Source organism: Pseudoduganella sp. jia 12, from assembly GCF_055502675.1.
On the sequence record NZ_JBUXKP010000011.1, the window covers coordinates 59,123 to 83,695 of the forward strand.

A 24,573-nucleotide genomic window follows, 5' to 3' on the forward strand; every position below is an offset into this window, starting at 1 on the left:
CGAATGTTACTTGGCCTTGCCCTGGTTGGCCACGGCTGCCTGTGCGGCGGCGATCGCGGCAGGGTCGCCCAGGTAATAGTGACGGATCGGCTTCAGGTCGGCGTCCAGTTCATACACGAGCGGCTGGCCGTTCGGGATGTTCAGGCCAACGATTTCCTCGTCGCTGATATTGTCGAGCATCTTGATCAGCGCGCGCAGGCTGTTGCCATGGGCCGAGATCAGGATCTTGCGGCCGGCCTTGATGGCGGGAGCGATTTCCTCGTTCCAGGCCGGCAGCACGCGTGCCACCGTATCCTTCAGGCATTCGGTCAGCGGGATCTGCTCCTTTGCGAGACCGGCATAGCGCGGATCGTTGAACGATGCGCGGTCGTCGCCTTCTTCCAGCGCGGGCGGCGGAATGTCGTAGCTGCGGCGCCAGACCAGCACCTGCTTGTCGCCGAACTTGGCCGCCGTCTCACCCTTGTCCAGGCCCTGCAGCGCACCGTAGTGGCGCTCGTTCAGGCGCCAGTCGTTCTTGACCGGCAGGTACATCAGGTCCATCTCGTCGAGCGTCAGCCACAGCGTGCGGATCGCGCGCTTGAGCACGGAGGTGTAGCACAGGTCGAACGTATAACCTTCCTGCTTCAGCACTTCGCCGGCGGCCTTCGCTTCCTTCACACCTTTTTCGGTCAGGTCCACGTCGGTCCAGCCGGTGAAACGGTTCTCGAGGTTCCACGTGGACTCGCCATGACGCATGAAAACAATTTTATACATAGGGCAATCTTCTTTTGGGGGATGGGGAAATCGTCGGCCAGAGCCGTTGTTCGTCTTCTATTTTATAATGCGCGGATTGACTTCAACCAATGGAAGCTAAGTGAAATTCATCCTCGACCATATCTTTCTCGTCGGCATTGCCGTGTTGTCGGGTGGCGCCTTGCTGTGGCCAGCGCTGACGCAACGAGGCAAAAAAGCGAGTCCGCAACAGGTTACGCTGTTGATAAACCGGGCAAAGGCCACCATTGTGGACGTACGCGATGCCGCGGCTTTCGGCGCGGGTCACCTGCCGGACGCACGGAATATTCCGCTGGGCGAGTTGGCCAAGCGCATTGGCGAGCTGGAGAAATTCAAGAACAGGACGGCCGTGGTCGTCTGCCAAAAAGGGACGCGGGCCCGTAGTGCCGCAACGATTCTGGAAAAGGCGGGGTTTGCCGATGTGGTCGTCCTGGACGGCGGCATCGAAGCGTGGAAAACCCAGGGTTTGCCAATCACCAAATAAAGGAGAGATACCGCCATGACCGCTCAAGTAACCATGTACACCACCGCCGTTTGCCCCTACTGCATTCGCGCCGAGCGCCTGCTGGAAAGCAAGGGCATCAAGAATATCGACAAGATCCGTGTCGACCTCGATCCGGCCCAGCGCCAGGTGATGATGCAGAAAACCGGGCGGCGCACCGTGCCGCAGATTTATGTCGGCGATACCCATGTTGGCGGCTTCGACGATCTGTATGCGCTGGACCAGGCCGGCCGCCTGGATCCGCTACTGAATAGCTAGTTTAAGAAAATGACGGCGCCGGGCAAAAAAAGGCGGGCAGGCATATTTGTTTTGCTACAATTGCCCACGCGTTTGATCCAGGCCATCCTGGGCGGGCGACATAATCATCTGTCCAATTCAATGAAAGCGTTCCATGTCTGACGAAAACCTGCAACCCGTATTCCAAATCCAACGCGTCTACCTGAAAGACATGTCGCTGGAACAGCCGAATTCCCCAGGCATCTTCCTGGAGCAGCAAGCCCCGTCGATCGAAGTGGCCCTGGATGTCGGCGCCGTGCCCCTGCAGGAAGGCATCTTCGAATCCACGGTGACCATCACCGTGACCGCCAAGGTGGCCGACAAGGTGGCATTCCTGGTCGAAGGCAAGCAGGCAGGTATTTTCGAAGCACGCAATATCCCGGCCGAACAGCTCGATCCGCTGCTGGGCATCGGCTGCCCGAACATCGTGTACCCGTACCTGCGCGCCAACATCGCCGACCTGATCACCCGTGCCGGCTTCCCGCCTGTGCACCTGGCCGAGATCAACTTCGAAGTGTTCTACCAGCAGCGCCTGCAGGCAATCGCCGAGCAGCAAGCCAACGCTGGCGAAGGCACGAACACCGTTCAGTAATCCGGCTGAACAGGAGCGGCCGGGATGCTGTCCCGCCGCCGCTTCTCCCCATATCAAAGGCCCATTGTGGCCTTTGATCATTTTGGACGAAAGTTTTTTGCAATGAGTATTACGCGCTTGATAATTGGGTCCGCCTTGTTGCTGGCGAGCGCCGCCAGTTGGGCTGCCGATTTCAAGACGGTCGGCACGGCGCCCGCCGTGCTGTACGACGCGCCTTCCACGAAGGGCGTCAAGCTGTTCATCGTGCCGCGCGGCGCGCCGCTGGAAATCGTGCTCACCTATGGCGACTGGGTCAAGGTGCGTGACGTTTCCGGCGAGCTGGCCTGGACGCCGGCGCGCGGCCTTTCTTCCCGCCGCAATGTCATCGTACGCGTGCCGAATGTGAAAGTGCGCGCGGCCGAGGACGATGCGTCGGCCGTGGTCTTCACGGCCGACAAGGGCGTGCTGCTGGAGCTGGGGGAACCCGGCGCGAACGGCTGGATCAAGGTCCGCCACCGCGACGGCCCGGCCGGCTATGTGCGCAGCAGTGACATCTGGGGTATCTGACATGCAAGAGAATCAACCGACCCGGCGCCGTATCACCGTATTGGGCGCCGGTGCGTGGGGCACGGCCGTCGCCATCGCGGTGGCCGCGCGCCATGACGTGGTGCTGTGGGGCCGCAATGCCTGCGCCATGGCGCAAATCGCCGCAGCCCGCGACAACACCCACTACCTGCCCGGCTTTCCGTTTCCACCTGCGCTGCGCGTAACGGCCGACTTCGACGAAGCGGTGGCCCACACCGCGCGCGATGCCGATGGCCACGATGGCCTGCTGATCGCGGCCACGCCCGTGGCCGGCCTGCGGCCGCTGCTGCACAGCCTGAAGGGGCGGCCGATCCCGAACCTGGTCTGGCTGTGCAAGGGCTTTGAATATGAAACGGGGCTGCTGCCGCACCAGATTTTCCGCGAAGTGCTGGGCGACGACATCGTCGGCGGCGCTTTGTCCGGCCCGTCGTTCGCGCAGGAAGTGGCGCGCGGCCTGCCGTGTGCTTTGACCATTGCCTCCACGTCCGCCGCGCTGCGCGAGTGCGTGGTGGCCGCGGTGCATGGCGGCACGATGCGCGTGTATTCGAGCGACGACCTGATCGGCGTGGAAGTCGGCGGTGCCGTGAAGAACGTGATGGCGATCGCCACCGGCTGTGCCGACGGCATGGGCCTGGGCCTGAACGCCCGCGCCGCGCTGATCACGCGCGGGCTGGCCGAGGTGACCCGCCTGGGCACGACGCTGGGCGGCAATATCGAAACGTTCATGGGCCTGACCGGCATGGGCGACCTGATCCTCACCTGCACGGGCGACCTGTCGCGCAACCGTCGCGTGGGCCTGGGCCTGGCACAGGGCAAGGCACTGGACACGATCGTGACCGAACTGGGCCATGTGGCCGAAGGCGTGCCCTGCGCCAAGGCCGTGCGCGAACTGGCGGCCCGGCTGGGCGTGGACATGCCGCTCACCAATGGCGTGGCATCGATGCTGTTCGATGGCGTGAAACCCGAGGTGCTGGTGGCCCGGATGCTGGCCCGCGATCCCCGCGATGAGACACTCGCCCCCGCTTCCAAGTAACGTTTGATCCAATCGCAGTCGTTCGCTGAAAGGCATGGATAGACTTGACGGGTCCGCTTGCCCGTTCGTCATCCATGTCCACTCGCTTCTCCACCACGCGTGCCAACTTCTCGGCACGCAGCCTGTTTGCCTTCCTGTGCGTGGGCGGCGCGTCCACGGCCGCCCATTACCTGGTGATGCTGCTGATGATGCGCGCCGGCCTGCCGGCCGCAAGCGCCTCGGGCATCGGGTTCGTCCTCAGCGCGTTGTTGAACTACCTGCTGAACGATCAATTAACCTTCCACAGCAATGAACAGCGCCGGGTTACCGCGCCACGCTTCGCCGCCGTGGCCGCCACTGGCCTGCTGCTGAACCACCTCCTGCTGACCGCGCTGCTGCGCGCGGGCCTGCCCACCGTACCTGCCCAACTGCTGACCACCATGGGAGTGATCGTATGGAACTACTGCATCCATGGCGCCTGGACTTTCCGACGCAACCGGAACTGAAGCCGGCGCCCGTCGTCAGCCTCGTGCTGCCCTGCTTTAACGAGCAGGAGGTGCTGCCGGAAACCACGCGCCGGCTGGTAGCGCTGCTGGCCCGGCTCGAGGCCGAAGGCAAGGCCGCACCGGGCAGCGCGATCTATTACGTGGACGACGGCAGCAGCGACGGCACCTGGCGCCTGGTCTCGGAATACGCGGCGGCGTTTACGACCGTCTGCGGTATCAAGCTGAGCCGCAATCGCGGCCACCAGAACGCGTTGCTGTGCGGCTTGCTCACGGCGCCGGGCGAAGTGCTCGTCAGCCTCGATGCCGATCTGCAGGACGACCTCGAGGCGATCCCGCGCATGCTCGGCGCCTACCGCGCCGGCAGCGAAATCGTGTATGCGGTACGCCGTTGCCGCGACGCCGACAGCATCTTCAAGCGCACGACCGCCGAAGGCTACTACCGGCTACTGGCCTTCCTCGGCGTGCAGGTGCTGTTCAACCATGCCGACTTCCGGCTGATGAGCCGGCGTACGATCGAAAGCCTGCGCGACTACGAGGAAACCCATCTGTTCCTGCGCGGGCTCATTCCGCAGCTCGGGTATCGCACTGCCGTCGTGGAGTTCGAACGGGCGCCGCGCTTTGCCGGCGAATCGAAATACCCGCTGCGCAAGATGCTGTCGCTCGCATGGCAGGGCGTGACATCGTTTACGGCCTATCCGCTGCGCTTGATCACGGGCGCGGGAGCGCTGGTGTCGCTGGGCAGCCTGCTGTTGTCGGCATGGGCGCTGGGCATCCGCATGTTCACCGACCAGGCGGTGCCGGGCTGGGCCTCGGTCGTCATCCCGATGTACCTGCTGGGCGGGGTGCAGCTGCTCAGCCTGGGCATCATCGGCGAATACCTGGCCAAGGTGTACGAATCGACGAAGAAGCGGCCGCGCTTTCATGTCGAGGCCGTTTGCGGCAACAAGCTTGGTACCGGCATCCGCGCCAAGGACCAGCCATGAGGCGATTGCCGGCGGCGCTGGTGTCGAAGGTGCCGGCCGGCGTGTCGGCATGTTCCGCCATGGTGTACTTCACCTGCAGCGAAGGCATTCGCAATCACCTGGCGATGCTGTGGCGCGCGATGCAAACGATCGCGGAGCACCTGCAGTGAGCCTTCGCCATGAGCCCTTCGCCATGAGCCCCTCTCCGTGAGCGCCCTTTTCTACCTGCTGCTCTGCGCATGGGTTGCAAAGCTGGTCGCGCAGCGGTTTGACGCGGAGCGCCATCTCGTGGCCGTTGCCGTGTTCTTCGGCGCATTTTTCCTGCCTTTCCACCTGCTTGGCGTGCTGGAGCTGGTGAGCGGCATGCCCGGCGCCACTGCCGGCAATGCGGCGCTGTTGTTGATGGCGCTGGCGTTGGCGCTGGCGCTGTGGCGGGTTCCCGCCCCGGCTGGCTTCGTGCGGCCGCGCGGCCATTGGGGTTTCCTGCCCTGGCTGACGCTGGCCGTTTTCGCGCTGGCCGGCGTGATGCTGGCCGCAGGCCGGCCCCAGGGCTACGAAGTGATGGCTTACCACCTGCCGCTGTCCGCGCACCTGCGGCAAACGCACTCGCTGATGGCGTGGGACGGCAACTTCCCCCATACCTTCCCTGCCAATGCGAGCGTGCTGTGGGCCGTGCTGCTCGATGCGCTGCCGGAGCGGCTCGTTGCGGGCGCGAACCTGGTCTTGCTGGTGCCGCTCGCGCTGGCGGTCGGCATGCTGTGCCGGCTGGCCGACGCCGATCGCCAGGCTACGCTGTATGCCTGCTGCGGCATGCTGGGCGTGCCCATGATCGCCTTCTCGTCGGTGGAACTGGGCGCCGATATCGGCGGCATCGCCTTCGCGACCCTGGCGATGTGTTTCGTGCTGTCGCCGCTGCGCCCGGCCGTGGCCATGACGCTGGCCGGGCTGTGCGCCGGCCTGGCGTTCGGCTTCAAGAGCCTGCACCTGCTCAGTGCCGTGGCCATCGGCCTCGTTGCATGCGCGCGCGGCGCCGGTTTGGCCGGCGCATTACGCAATGCTGCCCTGTTTGGCGGGGTGGCATTGCTGTGCGGAGGCTTCTGGATGCTGCGCAACGTCGTCATGTTCGGCAATCCGCTGCACCCGGTCGGCGTGCCGCTGGTCGGCGCATGGTTCGGCTGGCTGCCGTCCGCCGATTTCGACCCGGCACTGCGCCTCACCACCGAGCACGAATGGGTGGACAGCGCCTGGCAATGGCTCGTCTATCCATGGACGGAGCCGCAGCGCTTCGGCCTGAATTTCAAGCACAGCTCGGGATCGGGCGCATTCGTGGCCGCCGCCATTCCCGGTACGGCGGTCGCTCTGGGTGCCGCCGTGGCGCGCGATGGCCTGCGGCGTCATGCCGTGCGGCTGTCGCTGCTGTTCGCGGTGCTGTTCATCGTGGCGGCCTGGTGCCTGCTGGGCGACCGGCAGCCGCGCTACATGCTCGCTGCGCTGCCGCTGGCGATGCCGTTGCTGGCATGGGCCGTCACGCAAGCCACGGGCCCATGGCGGCGCGTGTTCGACACGGGCCTGGCGCTGTGCATCGTGGCGATGCTGGGTGTGTTCCTGTCGCGGCAGGTGCTGCAGTTCGGCGACCGCATCGTGCTGTCACAGCAGGTCACCCGCCCGTCGTTCTACGAATATCCGGCAGCGGTGGATGCGCTGCCGGCCAACGCGACGATCCTGAACACGGCGGATCGCAGCTGGCACTATCCGCTGTTCGGTGCCCGTTTGTCGAACCGCGTGGTCAGCATGCCGCAAGCCCGGCACATGCTGGCATTGCCGCCCAGCCTGACCGCACCGCACGAAGTGTGGTTACGCTCCGCTCCGTTACGGGCAGCCGGCGTGACGCACGTGTTCGTGGCGGGTGCCAGGGTGATGCCGGATGCCTGCGTGCAGCTGGAAGAAGCGGCGCGGCTGGACCGCAATCCCGTCAATGGCATGCCGCTCGGCAGCCCGCGCGTGCTGTATGCGGTGCATTTCGACTGCGGGTAAGCGTTGCCGTAGCGGCCGAATTCCCGTCAGCTCTTCAGTACAATCGTCAGCAGCGCCACCGAATCGGCCACCGCCTTCAGGGCATGCGGCGTTGCGCCGGCCAAGTACAGCATCTCGCCGCCATGCAGCGTGGATGTGCGGCCATGCGCATCGATGGCGATCTCGCCAGACAGGCATTGCAGCGTGACTTCGCCTTTCACCCAGTGTTCGGGCATGGTCTTCCCGGCCGGCAGCACGAGACGGATCAGTTCGATTTCGTCGGTCTTGGCCAGCGCGATCGATGAAAACTGCGAGCCATCCTCACCGCTGCGCTGCAATGCGATGACCTGGCCGGATGATGCGTGTTGCAGAGCCATAAGCACTCCCTTATGTAAACGTTGTGCTCATCTTAGCAAACCGGCACGGGATGCCGCGCTGCATTGAACCGGGGTCAGGCGCCCGGTGGCTGCGCCAGCGCCTGCGCTTCCTCTTTCTTCAATGCGCCGCACGCGACCAGCGCCTCGATATCCCTGGCCCGGCCGCGCAGCGATTGCGTGGCAGATTGTGCCAGTACGTCGCGCCAGCGCGCCTCTTCGGCGGCCGCGTCGGTGTCAGGCACGGCGTCCCGCGCGACCGTGTGCTTGACCGAGGACAGCGTGAACGGCACGCGCGTTTCCTTGACGGCATAGGCCACCCGCTCCTTCAGCAGTTGCTCCATGCGCCCCGCTGCGGCCGTCATCCGTTCCGGTGCCGGCGCGCCGCTGGCGTGGAGCTGCAGGATTTCCTTGGCCGTCGCGAGTTCGGGAATGATGAAGTCCTTGAGCAGGAAGTAATAGCGCACCTGGGCCACGACGGCCACCGCGCCGGCGCGCGTCACCGCGCTGTCGTCCGCTGCCGGTTTCCCTGCCGCGCAACCATCCTTCATCGACTGCACCACCGCGCTGTCGAATGCCTGCGCGGCCGAGGTCACCACCGTCGTCTCACGCACGTCTTCGCGGAAGATGGCCAGCAGCCGTTCCAGCTCGATCTTGGCCTGCGCATCGAATCCGGAACGATGCTTTTCCACCTTTTTCGACAGCGCGGCAAGCTGCGCCGTGGCAGGATCCCGGCAGGTTTCGGCCAGTTCGTGGCTGAACGTGAAGACATTCTTTGCCAGCAGGGCCTGGCATTGCTGGTACGTTTCGTTCAGTTCATCCAGGTTCGCGGCGATATTGCCGACATTGACGGCCGGATCCTTCGGCTTGGCGTTCGATGCGTCGATGGCATTCTTGCCGAGGAAGAGCGAACCGACACCGCCGGCCACGACGATGAGCGCGGCGGCAAGCAGGACCAGCTTGAACTTCAAAGAGGATTTCACCTCATGGCCATAAAAGGCCCCCTGTATTTTCGGCTGCTGCCCGATGTGCGTGGCGATGCTTTGCCAGCCCCACACCGTGATCGACGACTGGCCAGCGGCTTTCCGGCTGGCGGTCAGTTCGGCCGCATAAGCCTGGACGGTGGCATCGTCCGCCCCTGCCGACAGCAGCACAAATTCATCGACCTTGTGTGGAAAGCCTGCCGCTTCCGCCAGCGCGGCGTCGATATCCGTTTTCGCCAGTGGCTGGCCGTAACGCTCGGTCCGCCCCTCGAAGCGCAACGCGATCACCCGGCCGTCCGGCGCGGTCGTCCACGCATCCACGCCATTCTTGCGCTGGCCGGCGCTGCCCCAGCGGCGGAAACGCGTTTTGTAGACTTCGGAGGCCAGCGCAGTGGAGAGGCGCTCGAAATCCTGCCAGTTCGATGGGCGGGTGGGTGATGTCATGAAAACTCCGGTGGGCCGGACCGGCCACATGGTCCTCTACTGACTGGGGACGATGACAGTGCCGGCAGCGTGATTCGCGAAAGGCTGCGATATTAGCAGGCTGGCGACATGCCGGTCGTGGTACAGGCCGGGACTCTGCGGAGTGCTGCGCCTTGCAATACCCGTCGACCAGGAAACGCAATCATAAAAAAGCGGCCCGCAGGCCGCCAAAGCGAGAGCGGGCAAGGCGTCCTTGATACGCCGGGCCCGGGGACTTCTCGATGGTTTCAGAAGCGGTACATGACCGAAGCTTCCCACGTGCGGCCGAACAGCGGCCGGGCATTGATCGGGCCGCTGCCGCCGGTGGTCAGGCGCGAATTGCCTTCGGTCAGACCCAGTTCGTTGTTCAGGTTGCTGCCATTGATGCGGAACTCGATCTTCTCGCCCAGCCGGTACACGGCGCCCAGGTCGAACGTCTTGTAGGATGGCAGGTACTGCAGGTTGGCCTGGTCGGCCCAGCGGTCGCCGATGTACGTGTAGGTGCCATACAGCCTCAGCTCGTTGTCGCCCATCGGGATCCTGTAGGACGGGGTGAAACGGCCCTGCAGTTTCGGTTGCCGCTGCACGCGCTTGCCAGCCGTTGTCGGATTGTCCTTGTACTCCGAATCCTGCCAGTTGCCCGTCAGGGTCAGAGTCAGGTCGCGCACCGGCCGCACGGCCAGTTCGAACTCCACGCCCTGCCCTTTCGAGCCGCTGACGGAATTGAGGATCGTGCCGTCGGCCAGGATCTGCTGGAACGCGATCCCGTCGAAGTCGGTGCGGAAATAATTGACATAGGCGCTGTACAGCGGCGAAGCGGTCTTGAAGCCCACCTCGAACTGCTCGATCGTTGGCGTGGGGAGCAGGCCGCGGTCGTCGACCTTGGCTTGCGTGCCGGCGTTGCGCAAATCGTCGAACGCGATGAAGGTATGGCCGCGGTTGGCGCGGGCAAACACGCTCGCATCGCGCGACAGCTTGAAGTTGCCGCCGATCGTGAACGAATTGGCGGAATCGGTGCGGCTCAACGCGGTGTTCGAACTGGTTGGCATCGAGGTGCCGTTGTTGTACACGGTCAGCGGGTTGTTGTCCGTATCGCCGGTGACCAGGTTCGACACCGTCGCATCGAGCTTTTGCCGTTCGCGGCGAATGCCGCCATCGACCTTGATGCGGTCGTTGATCTTCCATTCATTGGCGACGAACAGCGCGGTGTTGCTGCCGTCGTAGGAAGCCACCGGCGCGTAGTTGACCGGGCCCTCCTTGCCGCCGTTGGAAACGACGATACCGTTGTTCAGGCGCACGTCGATCAGCCGGGCGTTGGGCACGGCGGTCATCAGGTGGCTGTTGCCCAGGTACCAGACGTCATCCGACGAGTAGTTGGCAAAGTAGCCGCCGATCGTCACCGTGTTGTCCTTCATCCACTCGCGGCTGACGCGAATTTCGTCGGTGGCCGATTGCAGCTGTTTTTCCACGGCCCACAGGCCGGCCTGCACCACCTGCTGCGTGTCGGCGACAGGCGTGCCGTCCAGGTAAGTGGCAGTGGCCGCGGTGGCGGTGCTGCCCGTGACGGCATTGCGATAGGAGGACAGCGCACCGGCGTTGTACGCCCCCATCGACAGCGGGTTGTTCCCGGTGAACATGGCGATCGTATTCAGGTCGCCGTCGAAGTAATTGAACTTGTTCGACACGTTCCAGCCGCCGACCGTTTGCGCGAAGTCGATGCCGAACACGGTGGATTTCAGGCCGCGGCCATCGCCCAGGTCGTAGTTCAACGTGCGCCCAGACCCCGCCTCCACGGTGAAGCGGCGCATTTCGCCGCTCATCAGGGTTCCCGTCAACGGGTCGAAGCCCGGGAATGCCGAAATGGTGCGCCCTTCGTTGGACGAGATCAGCGGCACGCCCGTATAGAACGCGTTCTTGTCATCGGTGCGGCGGGCGTAGAACGTGACTTCGCCATTGTCGAGCTTGCGGGTCAGCGTGGCAGTCAACTGCGTGCCCTTGTCGGCCGGGAAGCCGGCATCGCGCACACCATTCGTATTGCGGTAGAAGCCGCCGATGGTGCCGTACCAGTTGTCGGCGATCTTGCCGCCATAAAACACGTCGACCCGGCGCAGTTCGCCCGTGCCGGTCGAGAAGCGGATCAAGCCTTCCGGCGTATCGCTACCCTTCTTCAGGATGAAATTCATCGTCGCGCCGGGCTGGCCATTCGAGAAGATCGTGCTGGGACCGCCGCGCAGCACTTCCACGCGCTCCACCGTATCGTCGAGCCGGAACGCGGACGAACCTTCAAAGAACGACAGCGTCGGTACCGGATAGATGGGGTTGCCCATCAATTGCACGGAAACAAATGGCGAATCCGAGCCGGACGGGAAACCGCGCACTTCGATGTTGGCGCCCGACTGGCCGCCCGTGGCTTCCGCATACACGCCCGGCACCAGCTTCAGGATGTCGGCCGTGCTGCTGGGTGCGGCCTGCCTGAGCTGTTCCTCGGTGGCGGTGGTGATCGAAAACGCCGAGTCCAGCTTGCGCACGCCGCCAGTGGCGACACCGGTCACCACAACTTGCTGCAGTTCGGCCTGCACCGCGCCGCCGCCCTCCTGGGCAGCGCTACCGGAGGCACCGGAAACGTCTTGCGTGGTGGCGGCCGGTGCGACCGCTTCCTGCGGCGCGGCGGCGCGCACCTGGCCCGTCAGCGCAAGGATGGCAAGGGAAATCGAGGACAGCAGGAACCTGTTGTTCATGGCAGTTTTGCTTTCATTTATGGATTGTCGTCTCCGGACAATGCGCCCCGATGGCGCCGCCGCTGGTCTGTGTGACAACATTGAAACGCACAAATGACATCGATGTCAATGAAAATGCTATCGATGTCATTTCGCGTGACAACAGTGTTGGATCTGTCATAATGGCCTCCAACTTTTTTCAGGACACCCGATGGCTGCCGCAAAACCCGACTCCGGACTGACAATGGAAGACCTGGCCCAACTGGCGGGCGTTTCCAAGATCACCGTGTCGCGGGCGTTGCGCAACAGCCCGCTGGTGACCGAAGCTACCCGCGACAAGGTGCGCCGCGTGGCCGAAGAGCAAGGCTACCGTTTCAATGTCAGCGCTCGCAACTTGCGCATGGGCCGCTCGTATTCGGTGGCGGTCGTGGTGGAGATGACTCCGGCCAAGGGCCGCCCAATGTCGGATCCCTACCCTCTTGAACTGCTGGGCGGTATCACGCAGGAACTGACCACGGCGGGCTACAGCGTGGTACTGACCTCGAAACAATTGCTGGACACGGCGCCGGTGCGGGGTGCGGACGGCCTGATCCTGCTGGGGCAAGGCTCGCATGGCGAAGCGGTGACGGCGTTGAAGAAGGCCGGCCTTCCCCTGGTGGTGTGGGGTGCGCCGGAACCGGGGTCGGATACGGTCGTGGTGGGCAGTGACAACCGCAAGGGTGGCATCAGCGCGGCGCACCGCTTCCTCGAACTGGGCCGCAAGAAGCTGGTCTTCCTGGGCGACGTCGACCATGCCGAGGTACAGGAACGGTGTGCCGGCTTCATCGAAGCGATCGGCAGCCAGGGCAGCGTGCACATCATGCGCCCCAAGGCCTTCACGTTCGAAGCCGGGTTCGATTGCATTTCAGCGTTGCTGAAGAAAAAAAGCCATGGTTTCGATGGCGTGTTCGCCGCCAGCGACCTGCTGGCGATGGGTGCCATCCGCGCGCTGGCCGAGAAAAACCTGCACGTGCCGGAAATCGTTTCCGTCATCGGCTACGACGACACGCCCGGCGCGGCGAGCTTCGTGCCACCACTGACATCGGTGCACCAGTACCTGCGCGACGGCGGCGTGCTGCTGGCGAAGAAAATGCTGGACCTGATCAACGGCCAGCCTGTCACATCCGAAATGCTGTCCACCATGCTGATGGTGCGGCAGACCTGACCTCCCTGTGCAACAGCCCGATGGCTGCTGCCGCCCATTATCCAAACCGGTTTGAAGGAGACAAGATGCAAGTCCGGAACCATCGCTTTCCCCCTGACCCCTGGTGCCTGCGCGAGGATGCGCCGGATGCCGCCAGCCATTTCCTGAACGAGACCTTGTTTGCGCTCGGCAATGGCTACATCGGCGTGCGCGGCACGGCGGAAGAAGGCTGGAGCGGGCCGGCCGGCACGTCGCGCGACGGCACCTACCTGAACGGCTTCCATGAATCCGAACCGATCCATTATCCGGAGACGGCCTTTGCACTGGCGAAAACCAACCAGTTCATGCTGAATGTGCCGAATGCCAAGGGCATCGCCATCTGGATCGATGACGGAAGTGCGTCTTCAGCGGAACGCTTCGACCCGCTGCAAGGGACTCTGGAGAACTACGCCCGTTCACTGGATCTGCGGCAGGGTGTCCTGGAACGCACGCTGACCTGGACGGCTCCGTCGGGCCGCTCGATCGCGCTGCGCAGCCGCCGGCTCGTGTGCCTCGACAACCGGCACCTGCTGGCGCTGGAAGTGGAAGTCACGCCGCTGAACTTTTCCGGCACGGTGCGTTTCGTTTCGTCGCTCGATGGCGCGGTGCGCAACCTGGAGGCGGGCGACGATCCGCGGATCGGATCGGCCGTCTCCGGCGCATCGCTGCAATTGCTGTCGGCGGAACAGGAAGGCGATTTCAGTGCACTGGTGCAGCGCACCCGCAACAGCGGCTTCACGCTGGTGAGCGCCACGCTGACCGAGGTCGCCGACCGGCCCGCGGTGCAGGCGCAATGCCGCCGTGACGACCTGCGGCTCGAGCAAAGCTACGCGATAGCGGTGGCGCAGGGCGAGAAGGCCACCGTGCGCAAGTACGCGTGCTACCACACGTCGCGCGACTATCCCGAGACCGAACTGATGCCGCGCAGCCGTGACCTGCTCGACGCAGCCAGGGCCGAAGGCTTCGATGCGCTGGTGGTCCGCCAGGCCGCGTACCTTGCCGGTTTCTGGCAGCAGGCCGACGTGGAAATCGATGGCGACGACCTGCTGCAGCAAGGCATCCGCTTCAACCAGTACCACCTGCTGCAATCGGTGGGCCGCGACGGCAAGACCAATATTTCCGCCAAGGGCGTGACGGGTGAAGGCTACGAAGGCCACTATTTCTGGGACACGGAAATCTACATCTTTCCCTTCTTCCTGTACAACAAGCCGGAGATCGCCCGTGCCTTGCTGGAGTACCGGTGGGCCGGGCTGGAATCGGCACGCCACCGTGCCCGCCAGATGTCGCATGCGAAAGGCGCACTGTACCCATGGCGCACCATCGCCGGCGAGGAATGTTCGGCGTACTTCCCGGCCGGGACGGCGCAGTACCACATCAATGCCGACATCGCGTATTCGATCCGCCAGTACCTCGACGCGACGGGCGACGATGCCTGGCTGCGGGCGCATGGTGCCGAGATCGTGATGGAAACGGCGCGCATCTGGACCGGCATCGGCAGTTACGACCGCCACGGCAGATTCGTCATCAACGAGGTGACGGGACCGGACGAGTACACGGCCCTGGTCAACAACAATTACTATACCAACGCGATGGCCCAGGCCCACCTGGAATTCGCTGCCGCCATCGCGACGCGGCTCGCCAGGGAATTCCCGGAAGACCATGCGCGCATCGCGCAGTCGATGTCGCTCGATCCAGCCGAACCGGAAGAATGGGCCAATGCCGCACGGCTGATGCGCCTGCCCTACGACGCCGAACTGCGGATCCACGAGCAGGACGACAGCTTCCTGTCGAAGAAGCGATGGGACTTCGCCAATACGCCAGCGGAAAACTACCCATTGCTGCTGAATTACCACCCGATGGTGATCTACCGCCACCAGGTCTGCAAGCAGGCCGACGTGGTGCTGGCGCTGCTGCTCCTGTCCTCCCGTTTCGAACTGGACGACAAGCGGCGCGACTTCGATTACTACGAAGCGGTGACCACGCATGACTCGTCGCTGTCGTCGTGCATCTTCTCGATCGTTGCCGCCGAGGTCGGGTACGCCGGCAAGGCCTACGACTACTTCATGGAAACGGCCCGCCTCGACCTGGACGACACGCACGGCAACACCTGCCACGGCGTGCACACGGCCGCCATGGCCGGCACCTGGCTCGGCGTGGCATACGGCTTCGGCGGCATGCGCACCGACGGCGGCAGCCTGCGCTTCGCCCCCACCCTGCCGGCACAGTGGCAGGGCTATCGTTTCCGCATCCAGCTGCGCGGCTGCCTGCTGGAAGTTGGCGTGAACGCCGCCGGCACGACTTACCGGCTGGCGCGGGGCGACGCGCTGCGGTTCACCCACCATGGCAGGCCGGTCGAGCTGACCGCTGCCCAACCCGAACACCAGGAGGCCGCATGAACGGCAGCAACAGACGCAGCATGAAGGATTTCAAGGCCGTGATCTTCGACCTCGACGGCGTGATCACCGATACCGCACGCTACCACTACCTGGCCTGGAAGCGCCTGGCCGAAGCGGAGGGCGTACATTTCGACGAGGCGTTCAACGAGCACCTGAAGGGCATCGACCGGATGGGTTCGCTCGAACTGATCCTGGCCTCGTCGCCGCGCAGCTACACCGATGCGCAAAAGCTGGCGCTGGCCACGGCGAAGAACGAACATTACAAGGAACTGATCGCCACGATGACGCCGGCCGACCTGCTGCCTGGCGCCGTCGACGCGCTCGATGCCTGCCGCGCGGCCGGCCTGAAGATCGGCCTGGCTTCGGTGAGCCGCAACGCCTTCACGGTGCTGGACAGCCTCGGCATCACCGGCAAGTTCGACTATGTGGTGGATGCCGGCACGATCGCCCGCGGCAAGCCGGATCCGGAGATCTTCCTGAAGGCGGCGCACGAGCTGGGCGTACCGCCCGCGGACTGCTTCGGCGTCGAGGATGCTGTGGCCGGCGTGGCGTCGATCAAGGCGGCCGGCATGTACGCGATCGGTGTCGGCGATCCCCGCGTGCTGGCGCAGGCCGACGCGGTGATCCCGGACCTGGCGGCGTTTGCGCTGGACTGACCCCATAAAAATAATCAAACGTTGGGAGGAGACACCATGCAACGCCGCCGTATCCTGTTCATCCTGTTCCTGATCTACTTCGTGTTCGCGATCCTGCTCAACAGCGTGGGCACCGTCATTCTTCAGGTTATCAACAACCATGGCGTCGACAAGTCCGCTGCCAGCGTGCTGGAAGGTTTCAAGGACCTGCCGATCGCGATCGTGTCGTTCCTGGTGGCCTCGTTCCTGCCGCGCCTGGGCTACAAGCGGGCGATGCTCACCGGGCTGGCGATCGTCACCGGCGCGTGCGTGGCCATGCCACTGGTGCCGGGCTTTGCCACCGCCAAGCTGCTGTTCCTGTGCGTGGGCGTGGCGTTCGCGCTGGTCAAGGTGTCCGTCTACTCGACGCTGGGGCTGATCGCCCGTAACCGCAAGGAGCACGCCGGCATCATGAACACGCTGGAAGGCTTCTTCATGGTGGGGGTGCTGTGCGCCTACTGGGTCTTCAGCTTCTTCATCGATTCGGCGGACCCGCGCTCGCAAAGCTGGCTGAACGTCTACTGGCCATTGGCCGCGCTGTGCGCCCTGACCTTCGTGCTGCTGGCCGGTACGCACTTCGACGAACGGCTGGCGGTGGTACCGGTGGAGCGCACCCTGGCACAGGATTTCGCCGCCATGCTGAAGCTGTTCTTCAAGCCGCTGGTGTGCATCTTCGTCGTCACGGCTTTCCTGTACGTGCTGATCGAGCAGAGCGTGGGCACCTGGCTGCCCACGTTCAATAACGAAATCCTGCACCTGCCGGCGGCGATGAGCGTGCAGGTCACCAGCATCTTCGCCGCCTGCCTGGCGATCGGCCGCCTCTCGGCCGGCGTGGTGCTGCGCAAGCTGCACTGGTACCCCGTGATGAACGGCTGCCTGCTCGGCATGGGTGCCGTGGTGCTGATAGCGCTGCCGCTGACCCACGGCACGGTTCCCGAAGCCGGCATCACCTGGTTCACGGCACCGGCGGCCACGTTCCTGTTCCCGCTGATCGGCCTGTTCATGGCGCCCATCTACCCGGGCATCAATTCGGTGATGCTGAGCTCCCTGCCGCAGCACCAGCATGCGCCGATGACGGGACTGCTGGTGATCTTTTCCGCACTGGGCGGTACCACGGGATCGCTGATCACGGGCTACGTGTTCGGCGCGTTCAGCGGCCATTTCGCGTTTTACCTGACGCTGGTTCCCATCGCCGTGGTGCTGGTGATGCTGTTCTTCTTCCGGCGCGCGGTGGAAGGCGCCAGCGGCGGCAACGGTGCCGGGGCCTCCGCTATAATCGGCGGCCAACCGCACTGACTTCCATTGTGCTCCGTTTCCTTCCCTGCCGCCCGCCTGCATGAACCTGAAAGCCCTGGCCGACACGCTCGGCATGTCGAAGACCACCGTCAGCCGCGCCTTGAACGGCTACCCGGAAGTGTCGGAAGCCACGCGAGAGCGCGTTCGGGCCGCGGCGGCCGCCAGCGGTTATCGGGCCAACCCGGTGGCGCGCCACCTGGCCGTCGGCCGCAGCAATGTGCTGGGTATCCTCTATCCGCTGCTGCCGGCCGACCTGGGCGACCCGATGTTTCTCGACGTGGTGGGCGGCATTTCCGCCGCGCTGGAAGCGGCTGGCATGAACTTCATCATCGCTCCGGTATCGCCGTCGAACGAACTGCCCTCGTACCAGCAGATGGTGCTCGGGCAGCGCGTGGACGGGCTGATCGTCAGCCGCACGCTGGTGGACGATCCGCGCATCGACTACCTGATGGAAGCGGGATTCCCCTTCGTTGCCCATGGCCGCACCGGCGTCAGCGACCGCCATGCCTGGTTCGATTACGACAACGCGGCCGGCATCCGCCTGGCGCTCGATGCATTGCTGGCCAATGGCCATCGCCGTGTTGCCCTGCTTGGCTCACCGCTGACATTGAATTTTGCACGGCAGCGGCGGGACAGCTTCGTCGATTGCTTGACCGATGCCGGGCTGGCGGCCGATCCGCGCCTGCTGATCGAATCGGCGATCGACCGGCGCAGCGGCTACCAGGCGATGCAACAATTGCTGGCCGAAGCGGAGCGCCCGACGGCGGTAATCGTCGATAACCACTTGTCCGGCGTGGGTGCGGTGCGCGCGCTGCTCGACGCGGGCGTCGGAATCGGCAGCGACATGTCGCTCGTGGTATGGGGACGGATGGCCGATGCACTGGCCGGGCTGGATGTGGCAACGATCGACCAGCCCGATGCGCGTGCCGCCGGCGCCCGGATGGGGGCGATGCTGCTGGCGTTGCTTGCAGGAGCGCCGGCTGCGTCGCTGCAGGAATTGTGGCAACCGGTGCTGCTGCCCGGAGCGTCGGTCGGCCGCCGCGCCGGTTGAAGAACTGGCGGTAACCGGCAGCGGTTCGTGGCGTGCGCGAGTGAGGAAGTGAGTGAGCGAGGCAAGCGTGACCGTGTGGCCGTGCTGCCACGGCGACCGGCCCAATCTGTCCCACATCCCGCACAAGACAAATTTCATACAACCCGGCACGGCGATCGGTTGCAGAATGGCCTGGTGGCGGAACGTCATCAATGCATGCACATGACTGCGTTCCCATTCTGAAACACAGCGGCTGGCGAGCCGGTTCTGGAGCGCACATTGCGCCATCCGCATCACCCGACAGGAAAGATCGAGGTCGATATGGGCATACACGGAAGAATTTCGTCTGCAGTCGCCTCGATGCTGGCTGGCTGCCTTCTTGCGGGACCTGCGGCGGCAACGGCCAGCCTCGGTGGCGTGGTCACGGCATTATCGGGCCTCGGGCAATGTCACGATACGCATATCGTGCCCGGTACGACGCTGCAGGATACGCTGACCCTCAGTGCTGCCACCGCTTGCCAGGGCGGCTCCGCCGGCGGAACGGTGTATGGCGATGCGGCCACCGGCGCGGTCGGCATGTCCGGCTACGCGATCGGCAGTTCGCCGGTACCGGGCAGCAGCCAGGTCGCGGCGCAAGTCCAGTACATGGATCACTGGCTCATCAGCGTACCTGCGGGAACGGCGCCTGGAACGATCAGCCTGCCCGTCGTCCTGACGCTGGAGGGGACGATCTCGGCAGGTGCACTCAGCGGATTCAACCGTTTCCTCGACTACAGCATCAACCTGCGCGACCTGTACGGCGCGCCGATCCCTGATCCGCCCTTCTCGGCCATCCTCAGTTCGACGGGTAGCGTGACGGCCACCGGCGCCTTTTCCAGCGTCGTCTCGGGCAACGTCAATTTCAATTACTACGGCCCCGGTTCGGCCCTGCCGATGACAGCGGAAGTGTCCATTACCATGGGCTATCCCGGCCTGAACGAAGGCACGCTCGATTTCAGCAACACGGCATCGATCGCGATGATACTGCCACCCGGCTTTTCCGCGACCACCTCGTCGGGCATCCCCCTCGACTTTACCTCCGCGGTCCCGGAACCAGCCACGGTCACCATGCTGCTGGCGGGCCTGGCCTTCATGGCTGCGGGCAGCCGCCGCAGGAAATTCCAGCGCTGACTGGCAGCTCGTCGACTGCCTGAAAACCGGGGGCTATCCGAACTGGCCTGCCAAGGCTTGCGGGGCCGCCTCTACATGACGTCCAGATGGCAAAAAGCCCAGCCATGAAGGCTGGGCTTTTTGCTTGAACGACTGGTGCCGGCTGCCGGTTTCGAACTGGCCACCTGATGATTACAAATCAACTGCTCTACCAAATGAGCTAAGCCGGCGTGATCTGAACAACAGCGAAATTATACGCTATTTGATCCTGGTCAGGGTAGGCCGGCCGCCCTTCTTCGGGCCGTCGCCGCCATCGTCCGGGCCGTTGTCGTCCGACTTGGTTGGCGCCGGGACCGGCGACACGGCAGGCGCCGGTGCGGATGACAAAGGCACCGACGAGAGCGCGGGCGCGGGCGGTTCCGCCGTAGGGGCTGGCGCGGGGGCGGAAGCCTGCCCCAGTACCGGCTCGAACGCCATGCCCTGGCCATTCTCGTTGGCGTAGATCGCCATCACGTTGTTGACGGGGATGAAGATCTCGCGCGACACGCCGCCGAAGCGGGCATTGAAGCGGATGCTGTCGTTGTCCATCTTCAGGCCCGCCGTGGCGCCGTAGCTGATGTTCAGCACGATCTCGCCTTTCTTCACGTATTCCATCGGCACCGTGGTCGCGGAATCGACCTTCACCGCCAGGTACGGCGTATAGCCGCTGTCCGTGCACCATTCGTAGATGGCACGCAGCATGTAGGGCTTGGTTGAAATTTCTGCCATGACTGTTCTTCTTGAGCCGGCGCCCCCGGTGGGCTGGCAGCGCCGGTATTGCGTGAGCTTGCGCGAGACCGCCGATCAGCGGCGCATCACCTTCTCGGACGGCGTCAGTGCTTCGATGTAGGCCGGGCGCGAGAAGATGCGCTCGGCGTACTTCATCAGCGGCGCGGCCGTTTTCGACAGTTCGATGCCGTAGTGATCCAGGCGCCACAGCAGCGGGGCCACGGCCACGTCGAGCATCGAGAATTCGTCGCCCAGCATGTACTTGTTCTTCAGGAACAGCGGTGCCAGCGTGGTCAGGCGGTCGCGGATTTCGGCGCGGGCCTTGTCGTGGCTCTTGTCGTTCGTTTTGTTGCGCTCGCTTTCCAGCGTGTGCACGTGCACGAACAGTTCCTTCTCGAAGTTGAACAGCATCAGGCGGGCACGGGCGCGCATCAGCGGGTCGGCCGGCATCAGTTGCGGGTGCGGGAAGCGCTCGTCGATGTACTCGTTGATGATGTTCGATTCGTACAGGATCAATTCGCGCTCGACCAGGATCGGCACCTGGCCATACGGGTTCATCGTCGAAATATCTTCCGGCTTGTTGAACAGGTCGACGTCGCGCACTTCGAAATCCATGCCTTTTTCGAACAGGACCAGGCGGCAGCGCTGCGAGAATGGGCACGTGGTGCCCGAGTAGAGAACCATCATGTTGGTAGTTCCTTAAGAAAACAAAGGGGGCGAGACCGCGAGCGGTTCACCCCAGTTGGCCCGGACCGGCATGGCCGGTTCGGCGCAAAAACCCCGACCTTACCAAAATCGGCTGGTAAAAATCAAATTTATTTGATTTCTTTCCAATAAGTAGCGTTCAGGCGCCATGCCAGGAAGGCAAAAACGGACAGGAACAGCAGCACGGCCACGCCGAGGCGCTTGCGTGTCTGCTGGGCCGGTTCCGCCATCCATTCCATGTAGCCGACCAGATCCGCCACCGCCGTATCGAACTCCAGCTTGCTCATCGTGCCGGGCGTGAGCTGCTCGAAACCGGCGAACTTGTGGATGGTCTTGCTCGCATCGTGCGGGTCTTTTTCGTCCACCCATCTGGCGCCCTGCACGCCCTGCAACTGCCACAGCACGTGCGGCATCGCCACGTTCGGGATCACCAGGTTGTTGAAGCCGGTGGGCCGGGTATCGTCCTTGTAGAACGTGCGCAGGTACGTATACAGGTAATCGCCGCCGGAGCCCGCCGGGCCCGACTTGGCCCGGGAAATCACGGACAGGTCGGGCGGCACCACGCCGAACCAGGCCTTGGCATCCTTGGCCGGCATGGCGGTGGTCATCAATTCGCCCACTTTGCCGCCGGTGAACAGCAGGTTGTTGCGGATCTGGTCTTCGGAAAGACCGATGTCGCGCAGGCGGTTGTAGCGCATCGACGAGGCGTTGTGGCAGTTCAGGCAGTAATTCACGAACAGCTTGGCGCCATTCTGCAGCGCTGCCATGTCGTGCGAGCGATCCGGCGCCCGGTCCAGCGGATGGCCGCCCTCGGCCCCCAGGGCCAGGGCCGGCAGCAGCGCAACCAGGGCGAAAAACTTCTGAGTGAAATTCATCATTCGTGTCCTTTGGTCGGCCCGGTTAATGTGGATGGAAGACGACGCGATCGGGCACCTTCTTGAAGGTACCCATCGTGCTCCACCACGGCATCAGCAGGAAGAACGCGAAGTAGTACAGCGTACCGGCCTGCGACACGATCGTCTTGGCGACCGAAGGCGGTTGCGTGCCCAGGTAACCGAGCGTCACGAACGTGATCGCCAGCAGCGCATACAGGTACTTGTGCCAAGTCGGGCGATACCGGATGGATTTCACCGGCGAATGATCAAGCCATGGCAGGAACGCCAGGATCACCACCGAGGCGCCAAAGAACACGACACCCCAGAATTTCGCATCGAGCACCTGCGGCAGCATGCCGATGATGAGGACGATAGCGATGACGGCGATGATGACCTTGGTAATGTACGCCAGCCGGGATTTCATCCACAGGAAGCTCACGTAGGCTGCCACGGCAACCATCAGCACCCAGATGAAGTCGGCGGTGACGGCGCGCAGCACCGAGTAGAACGGCGTGAAATACCACGTCGGCGCAATGTGCAGCGGCGTTTTCAGCGGGTCGCCCGGCAGGAAGTTGTTGTACTCGAGGAAGTAGCCACCCATTTCCGGCGCAAAAAACACCACGGTTGAGAAGATCAGCAGGAACACCGACACGCCGAACAGGTCGTGCACCGTGTAATACGGGTGCGACGGGATCGAGTCGACCGGATGGCCGTCCGGCCCCAGGTTGTCCTTGACCTCGATGCCGTCCGGGTTCGACGAGCCCACTTCATGCAGCGCGATCAGGTGGGCCGCCACCAGGCCCAGCAGCACCAGCGGAATCGCGATCACGTGGAATGCAAAGAAGCGGTTCAGCGTGGCATCGGACACCACATAGTCGCCACGGATCCACAGCGACAGGTCCGGCCCGATCAGCGGGATGGCGCCGAACAGGTTGACGATCACCTGCGCGCCCCAGTAGGACATCTGGCCCCATGGCAGCAGGTAGCCGAAGAACGCCTCGGCCATCAGGCACAGGAAGATGGCAAAGCCGAACAGCCAGATCAGCTCGCGCGGCTTGCGGTAGGAACCGTACAGCAGCGCCCGCGTCATGTGCAGGTAGATGACGATGAAGAACGCCGAGGCGCCGGTCGAGTGCATGTAGCGCACCAGCCAGCCCCACGGCACTTCGCGCATGATGTATTCGACGGAGTTGAACGCCAGGTTGGCGTCCGGCTTGTAGTGCATCGTCAGGAAGATGCCGGTCACGATCTGCAGCACCAGCACGAACATGGCCAGCGAACCGAAGATGTACCAGAAGTTGAAATTCTTGGGGGCGTAGTAGCGGCCCCACTGGTCGTTCCACAATTTCGACAGCGGGAAGCGGTCGTCGACCCAGCCCAGTGCCTTCTGTGCCACCGGCGCATCGGCCGGCAGTTTCGTCTCCTTGAACCCGCCCATGTTATGCCTCGCCTTTCTCGTCTTTGCCGATCAGGATGCGGGTATCGCTCAGGTACATGTGGCGCGGCACCACCAGGTTGTCCGGCGCGGGCTTGTTCTTGAACACGCGGCCGGCCAGGTCGAACGTGGAACCATGGCAGGGGCAGAAGAAGCCGCCATTCCAGTCGTCTGGCAGCGACGGCTGCGGGCCGGGAGCGAACTTGGTAGAGGGGGAACAGCCGAGGTGGGTGCAGATGCCGATGGCCACGAGGAATTCGGGCTTGATGGCGCGGGCCTCGTTGATGCAATAGGAAGGCGTGAATTCGTCGGGATTGCGCTCGGAACCGGGATCGGCCACCTGGCCATCCGTCTTCTTCAGCGAAGCGAGCATCTCGGGGGTGCGCCGCAGGATCCATACCGGCTTGCCGCGCCATTCGACGGTGACCATTTCACCGGGTGCCAGGGAGGAGATGTCTACTTCGACCGGCGCGCCCGCGGCCTTGGCACGCTCGGAGGGTTGAAACGTGCTGACCAAAACGCCTGCGGTACTGATTCCGATAACGCCCCCCGCAGCACACGTGGCCACTAACAGACCTCGCCGGCTGGGATCGACCTGCTTCTCAATGCTCATACAAACCCCAATCTTATAAAAATTCGAATATTTGTAAAGCGACAACAGACCTATAGCAACACAAAATTATAAGTGAACATAAACACTCATCAAAGCGAAAAGGTTGCAATAGTAAAAATGGTCGGCATGTTGCGGCGCACCGTAAACACCGGCTGGATACGCTTGGGTTCGCTATCAGAAAAACAGTATGATCCACTGTTCTGACTACCACTACCGGGAGGATCACCATGGGGATGATGCAGGAGTTCAAGCAGTTTGCAATGCGGGGTAACGTGATCGATCTGGCCGTGGGTGTGATCATCGGCGCCGCGTTCAGCAAGATCGTCGATTCGCTGGTCCAGGACATCATCATGCCGCCGATCGGCAAGCTGCTCGGCGGGCTCGATTTCGCCAACTATTATTTCCCCCTGAATAATCAGGACCCGAGCCTGCCCTTGCTCGAAGCCAAGAAGCTGGGCGCGGTACTCGCCTACGGGAATTTCCTCACCATCCTGTTAAACTTCCTCATCCTGGCGTTCGTGATCTTCCAGATGGTGCGGCTGGTGCATAAAGCCCGGCAGCGGCTCGAGGAACCAAGCAAGCCGACCGAGCCGGCACCACCGGCGGAAGACGTCCTGCTGCTGCGCGAAATCCGCGACGCCCTGAAAAAATAACCGAGCAGCTTGTAGCTGCCATC

Annotated in this window: 25 protein-coding genes and 1 tRNA gene; 16 read left to right on the plus strand and 10 right to left on the minus strand. The window is 63.6% G+C overall.

The window, feature by feature from the left end; all coding sequences use genetic code 11:
* Positions 1–6 precede the first annotated feature (6 nt).
* On the minus strand, positions 7–753 hold the full coding sequence (gene gpmA / locus ACY65G_RS22860; protein ID WP_464999593.1) for a 2,3-diphosphoglycerate-dependent phosphoglycerate mutase: 747 nt from the start codon (positions 751–753) through the stop codon (positions 7–9).
* Positions 754–853: 100 nt separating this feature from the next.
* Between gpmA and ACY65G_RS22865 the strand changes: the two genes are divergently transcribed.
* The 9 genes from ACY65G_RS22865 (at position 854) to ACY65G_RS22905 (ending at position 7,219) form a co-directional block, all read left to right on the plus strand.
* On the plus strand, positions 854–1,255 hold the full coding sequence (locus tag ACY65G_RS22865) for a rhodanese-like domain-containing protein (RefSeq protein WP_464999594.1): 402 nt from the start codon (positions 854–856) through the stop codon (positions 1,253–1,255).
* A gap of 15 nt (positions 1,256–1,270) precedes the next feature.
* The gene (grxC, locus tag ACY65G_RS22870; RefSeq protein ID WP_464999595.1) at positions 1,271–1,531 is read left to right on the plus strand and encodes a glutaredoxin 3; all 261 of its coding nucleotides are present in this window, start codon (positions 1,271–1,273) and stop codon (positions 1,529–1,531) included.
* A gap of 133 nt (positions 1,532–1,664) precedes the next feature.
* Positions 1,665–2,141 carry a protein-export chaperone SecB gene (secB, locus tag ACY65G_RS22875; RefSeq protein WP_464999596.1) on the plus strand — a complete coding sequence of 159 codons (477 nt, stop codon included), beginning with the start codon at positions 1,665–1,667 and terminating at the stop codon, positions 2,139–2,141.
* 102 nt (positions 2,142–2,243) lie between these two features.
* Positions 2,244–2,687 (plus strand): SH3 domain-containing protein, encoded by a 444-nt coding sequence (locus ACY65G_RS22880; RefSeq protein ID WP_464999597.1) that lies wholly within the window; start codon positions 2,244–2,246, stop codon positions 2,685–2,687.
* Between the two features lies 1 nt (position 2,688).
* The gene (locus ACY65G_RS22885; RefSeq protein ID WP_464999598.1) at positions 2,689–3,738 is read left to right on the plus strand and encodes an NAD(P)H-dependent glycerol-3-phosphate dehydrogenase; all 1,050 of its coding nucleotides are present in this window, start codon (positions 2,689–2,691) and stop codon (positions 3,736–3,738) included.
* A gap of 74 nt (positions 3,739–3,812) precedes the next feature.
* The gene (locus ACY65G_RS22890) at positions 3,813–4,223 is read left to right on the plus strand and encodes a GtrA family protein (RefSeq protein ID WP_464999599.1); all 411 of its coding nucleotides are present in this window, start codon (positions 3,813–3,815) and stop codon (positions 4,221–4,223) included.
* Positions 4,172–5,206, plus strand: coding sequence for a glycosyltransferase family 2 protein (locus ACY65G_RS22895; protein ID WP_464999600.1), 1,035 nt, complete (start codon positions 4,172–4,174; stop codon positions 5,204–5,206). Before ACY65G_RS22890 ends, ACY65G_RS22895 begins: the two co-directional genes overlap by 52 nt.
* Positions 5,203–5,355, plus strand: a complete 153-nt coding sequence (locus ACY65G_RS22900; protein ID WP_464999601.1) for a hypothetical protein — start codon at positions 5,203–5,205, stop codon at positions 5,353–5,355. Before ACY65G_RS22895 ends, ACY65G_RS22900 begins: the two co-directional genes overlap by 4 nt.
* A 37-nt stretch (positions 5,356–5,392) precedes the next feature.
* Complete coding sequence (locus tag ACY65G_RS22905; RefSeq protein ID WP_464999602.1) at positions 5,393–7,219, plus strand: hypothetical protein; 1,827 nt, start codon at positions 5,393–5,395, stop codon at positions 7,217–7,219.
* A gap of 26 nt (positions 7,220–7,245) precedes the next feature.
* Here ACY65G_RS22905 and ACY65G_RS22910 read toward each other — a convergent pair whose 3' ends face one another.
* From ACY65G_RS22910 to ACY65G_RS22920, 3 genes are all read right to left on the minus strand, one after another.
* Positions 7,246–7,575, minus strand: coding sequence for a cupin domain-containing protein (locus ACY65G_RS22910; RefSeq protein ID WP_130186657.1), 330 nt, complete (start codon positions 7,573–7,575; stop codon positions 7,246–7,248).
* 74 nt (positions 7,576–7,649) lie between these two features.
* Complete coding sequence (locus ACY65G_RS22915; protein ID WP_464999603.1) at positions 7,650–8,999, minus strand: hypothetical protein; 1,350 nt, start codon at positions 8,997–8,999, stop codon at positions 7,650–7,652.
* A 266-nt stretch (positions 9,000–9,265) separates the two neighbouring features.
* A complete protein-coding gene (locus tag ACY65G_RS22920; RefSeq protein WP_464999604.1) occupies positions 9,266–11,755 on the minus strand; it encodes a TonB-dependent receptor in 2,490 nt (829 codons plus the stop codon).
* A 190-nt stretch (positions 11,756–11,945) separates the two neighbouring features.
* Between ACY65G_RS22920 and ACY65G_RS22925 the strand changes: the two genes are divergently transcribed.
* The 6 genes from ACY65G_RS22925 to ACY65G_RS22950 all read left to right on the plus strand — a co-directional run bounded on the left by ACY65G_RS22925 (position 11,946) and on the right by ACY65G_RS22950 (position 19,522).
* On the plus strand, positions 11,946–12,938 hold the full coding sequence (locus ACY65G_RS22925; protein WP_464999605.1) for a LacI family DNA-binding transcriptional regulator: 993 nt from the start codon (positions 11,946–11,948) through the stop codon (positions 12,936–12,938).
* A gap of 65 nt (positions 12,939–13,003) precedes the next feature.
* Positions 13,004–15,352 (plus strand): glycoside hydrolase family 65 protein, encoded by a 2,349-nt coding sequence (locus ACY65G_RS22930; protein ID WP_464999606.1) that lies wholly within the window; start codon positions 13,004–13,006, stop codon positions 15,350–15,352.
* Positions 15,349–16,008 carry a beta-phosphoglucomutase gene (gene pgmB, locus ACY65G_RS22935; RefSeq protein WP_464999607.1) on the plus strand — a complete coding sequence of 220 codons (660 nt, stop codon included), beginning with the start codon at positions 15,349–15,351 and terminating at the stop codon, positions 16,006–16,008. The genes ACY65G_RS22930 and pgmB overlap by 4 nt, the downstream gene beginning before the upstream one ends.
* Positions 16,009–16,044: 36 nt before the next feature.
* Positions 16,045–17,322: an MFS transporter gene (locus ACY65G_RS22940; protein WP_464999608.1), complete on the plus strand. Its 1,278-nt coding sequence runs from the start codon at positions 16,045–16,047 to the stop codon at positions 17,320–17,322.
* Between the two features lie 40 nt (positions 17,323–17,362).
* Positions 17,363–18,373, plus strand: a complete 1,011-nt coding sequence (locus tag ACY65G_RS22945) for a substrate-binding domain-containing protein (RefSeq protein ID WP_464999609.1) — start codon at positions 17,363–17,365, stop codon at positions 18,371–18,373.
* A gap of 258 nt (positions 18,374–18,631) precedes the next feature.
* Positions 18,632–19,522, plus strand: a complete 891-nt coding sequence (locus tag ACY65G_RS22950) for a PEP-CTERM sorting domain-containing protein (RefSeq protein ID WP_464999610.1) — start codon at positions 18,632–18,634, stop codon at positions 19,520–19,522.
* A gap of 133 nt (positions 19,523–19,655) precedes the next feature.
* Here the strand turns inward: ACY65G_RS22950 and ACY65G_RS22955 are convergent.
* The 6 genes from ACY65G_RS22955 to petA all read right to left on the minus strand — a co-directional run bounded on the left by ACY65G_RS22955 (position 19,656) and on the right by petA (position 23,897).
* Positions 19,656–19,731: transfer RNA gene (locus ACY65G_RS22955), tRNA-Thr, on the minus strand.
* A 28-nt stretch (positions 19,732–19,759) separates the two neighbouring features.
* Positions 19,760–20,269 carry a ClpXP protease specificity-enhancing factor gene (locus tag ACY65G_RS22960; protein WP_464999611.1) on the minus strand — a complete coding sequence of 170 codons (510 nt, stop codon included), beginning with the start codon at positions 20,267–20,269 and terminating at the stop codon, positions 19,760–19,762.
* Between the two features lie 75 nt (positions 20,270–20,344).
* Positions 20,345–20,956: a glutathione S-transferase N-terminal domain-containing protein gene (locus tag ACY65G_RS22965; RefSeq protein WP_090436157.1), complete on the minus strand. Its 612-nt coding sequence runs from the start codon at positions 20,954–20,956 to the stop codon at positions 20,345–20,347.
* Between the two features lie 128 nt (positions 20,957–21,084).
* Positions 21,085–21,849 (minus strand): cytochrome c1, encoded by a 765-nt coding sequence (locus tag ACY65G_RS22970; RefSeq protein ID WP_464999779.1) that lies wholly within the window; start codon positions 21,847–21,849, stop codon positions 21,085–21,087.
* Between the two features lie 25 nt (positions 21,850–21,874).
* Entirely contained in the window at positions 21,875–23,287 is a 1,413-nt protein-coding gene (locus tag ACY65G_RS22975) for a cytochrome b (RefSeq protein WP_464999612.1), read from the minus strand.
* Between the two features lies 1 nt (position 23,288).
* Entirely contained in the window at positions 23,289–23,897 is a 609-nt protein-coding gene (petA, locus tag ACY65G_RS22980; protein ID WP_464999613.1) for a ubiquinol-cytochrome c reductase iron-sulfur subunit, read from the minus strand.
* A gap of 227 nt (positions 23,898–24,124) precedes the next feature.
* On the opposite strand from petA, the gene mscL reads away from it, so the two are divergent.
* Positions 24,125–24,550, plus strand: a complete 426-nt coding sequence (gene mscL, locus ACY65G_RS22985) for a large conductance mechanosensitive channel protein MscL (protein WP_464999614.1) — start codon at positions 24,125–24,127, stop codon at positions 24,548–24,550.
* Positions 24,551–24,573: the final 23 nt, after the last annotated feature.

Excerpts from the sequence above, each read along its gene's own strand:
- ACY65G_RS22930 (WP_464999606.1), top strand. The coding sequence starts at position 13,004 with ATGCAAGTCCGGAACCATCGCTTTCCCCCTGACCCCTGGTGCCTGCGC.
- gpmA (WP_464999593.1), bottom strand. The coding sequence starts at position 753 with ATGTATAAAATTGTTTTCATGCGTCATGGCGAGTCCACGTGGAACCTC.
- ACY65G_RS22970 (WP_464999779.1), bottom strand. The coding sequence starts at position 21,849 with ATGAATTTCACTCAGAAGTTTTTCGCCCTGGTTGCGCTGCTGCCGGCC.
- grxC (WP_464999595.1), top strand. The coding sequence starts at position 1,271 with ATGACCGCTCAAGTAACCATGTACACCACCGCCGTTTGCCCCTACTGC.
- ACY65G_RS22960 (WP_464999611.1), bottom strand. The coding sequence starts at position 20,269 with ATGGCAGAAATTTCAACCAAGCCCTACATGCTGCGTGCCATCTACGAA.
- ACY65G_RS22965 (WP_090436157.1), bottom strand. The coding sequence starts at position 20,956 with ATGATGGTTCTCTACTCGGGCACCACGTGCCCATTCTCGCAGCGCTGC.
- ACY65G_RS22925 (WP_464999605.1), top strand. The coding sequence starts at position 11,946 with ATGGCTGCCGCAAAACCCGACTCCGGACTGACAATGGAAGACCTGGCC.
- mscL (WP_464999614.1), top strand. The coding sequence starts at position 24,125 with ATGGGGATGATGCAGGAGTTCAAGCAGTTTGCAATGCGGGGTAACGTG.
- ACY65G_RS22945 (WP_464999609.1), top strand. The coding sequence starts at position 17,363 with ATGAACCTGAAAGCCCTGGCCGACACGCTCGGCATGTCGAAGACCACC.
- secB (WP_464999596.1), top strand. The coding sequence starts at position 1,665 with ATGTCTGACGAAAACCTGCAACCCGTATTCCAAATCCAACGCGTCTAC.
- ACY65G_RS22880 (WP_464999597.1), top strand. The coding sequence starts at position 2,244 with ATGAGTATTACGCGCTTGATAATTGGGTCCGCCTTGTTGCTGGCGAGC.
- ACY65G_RS22890 (WP_464999599.1), top strand. The coding sequence starts at position 3,813 with ATGTCCACTCGCTTCTCCACCACGCGTGCCAACTTCTCGGCACGCAGC.
- ACY65G_RS22915 (WP_464999603.1), bottom strand. The coding sequence starts at position 8,999 with ATGACATCACCCACCCGCCCATCGAACTGGCAGGATTTCGAGCGCCTC.
- ACY65G_RS22885 (WP_464999598.1), top strand. The coding sequence starts at position 2,689 with ATGCAAGAGAATCAACCGACCCGGCGCCGTATCACCGTATTGGGCGCC.
- pgmB (WP_464999607.1), top strand. The coding sequence starts at position 15,349 with ATGAACGGCAGCAACAGACGCAGCATGAAGGATTTCAAGGCCGTGATC.
- ACY65G_RS22975 (WP_464999612.1), bottom strand. The coding sequence starts at position 23,287 with ATGGGCGGGTTCAAGGAGACGAAACTGCCGGCCGATGCGCCGGTGGCA.
- ACY65G_RS22920 (WP_464999604.1), bottom strand. The coding sequence starts at position 11,755 with ATGAACAACAGGTTCCTGCTGTCCTCGATTTCCCTTGCCATCCTTGCG.
- ACY65G_RS22895 (WP_464999600.1), top strand. The coding sequence starts at position 4,172 with ATGGAACTACTGCATCCATGGCGCCTGGACTTTCCGACGCAACCGGAA.
- ACY65G_RS22940 (WP_464999608.1), top strand. The coding sequence starts at position 16,045 with ATGCAACGCCGCCGTATCCTGTTCATCCTGTTCCTGATCTACTTCGTG.
- ACY65G_RS22900 (WP_464999601.1), top strand. The coding sequence starts at position 5,203 with ATGAGGCGATTGCCGGCGGCGCTGGTGTCGAAGGTGCCGGCCGGCGTG.
- petA (WP_464999613.1), bottom strand. The coding sequence starts at position 23,897 with ATGAGCATTGAGAAGCAGGTCGATCCCAGCCGGCGAGGTCTGTTAGTG.
- ACY65G_RS22910 (WP_130186657.1), bottom strand. The coding sequence starts at position 7,575 with ATGGCTCTGCAACACGCATCATCCGGCCAGGTCATCGCATTGCAGCGC.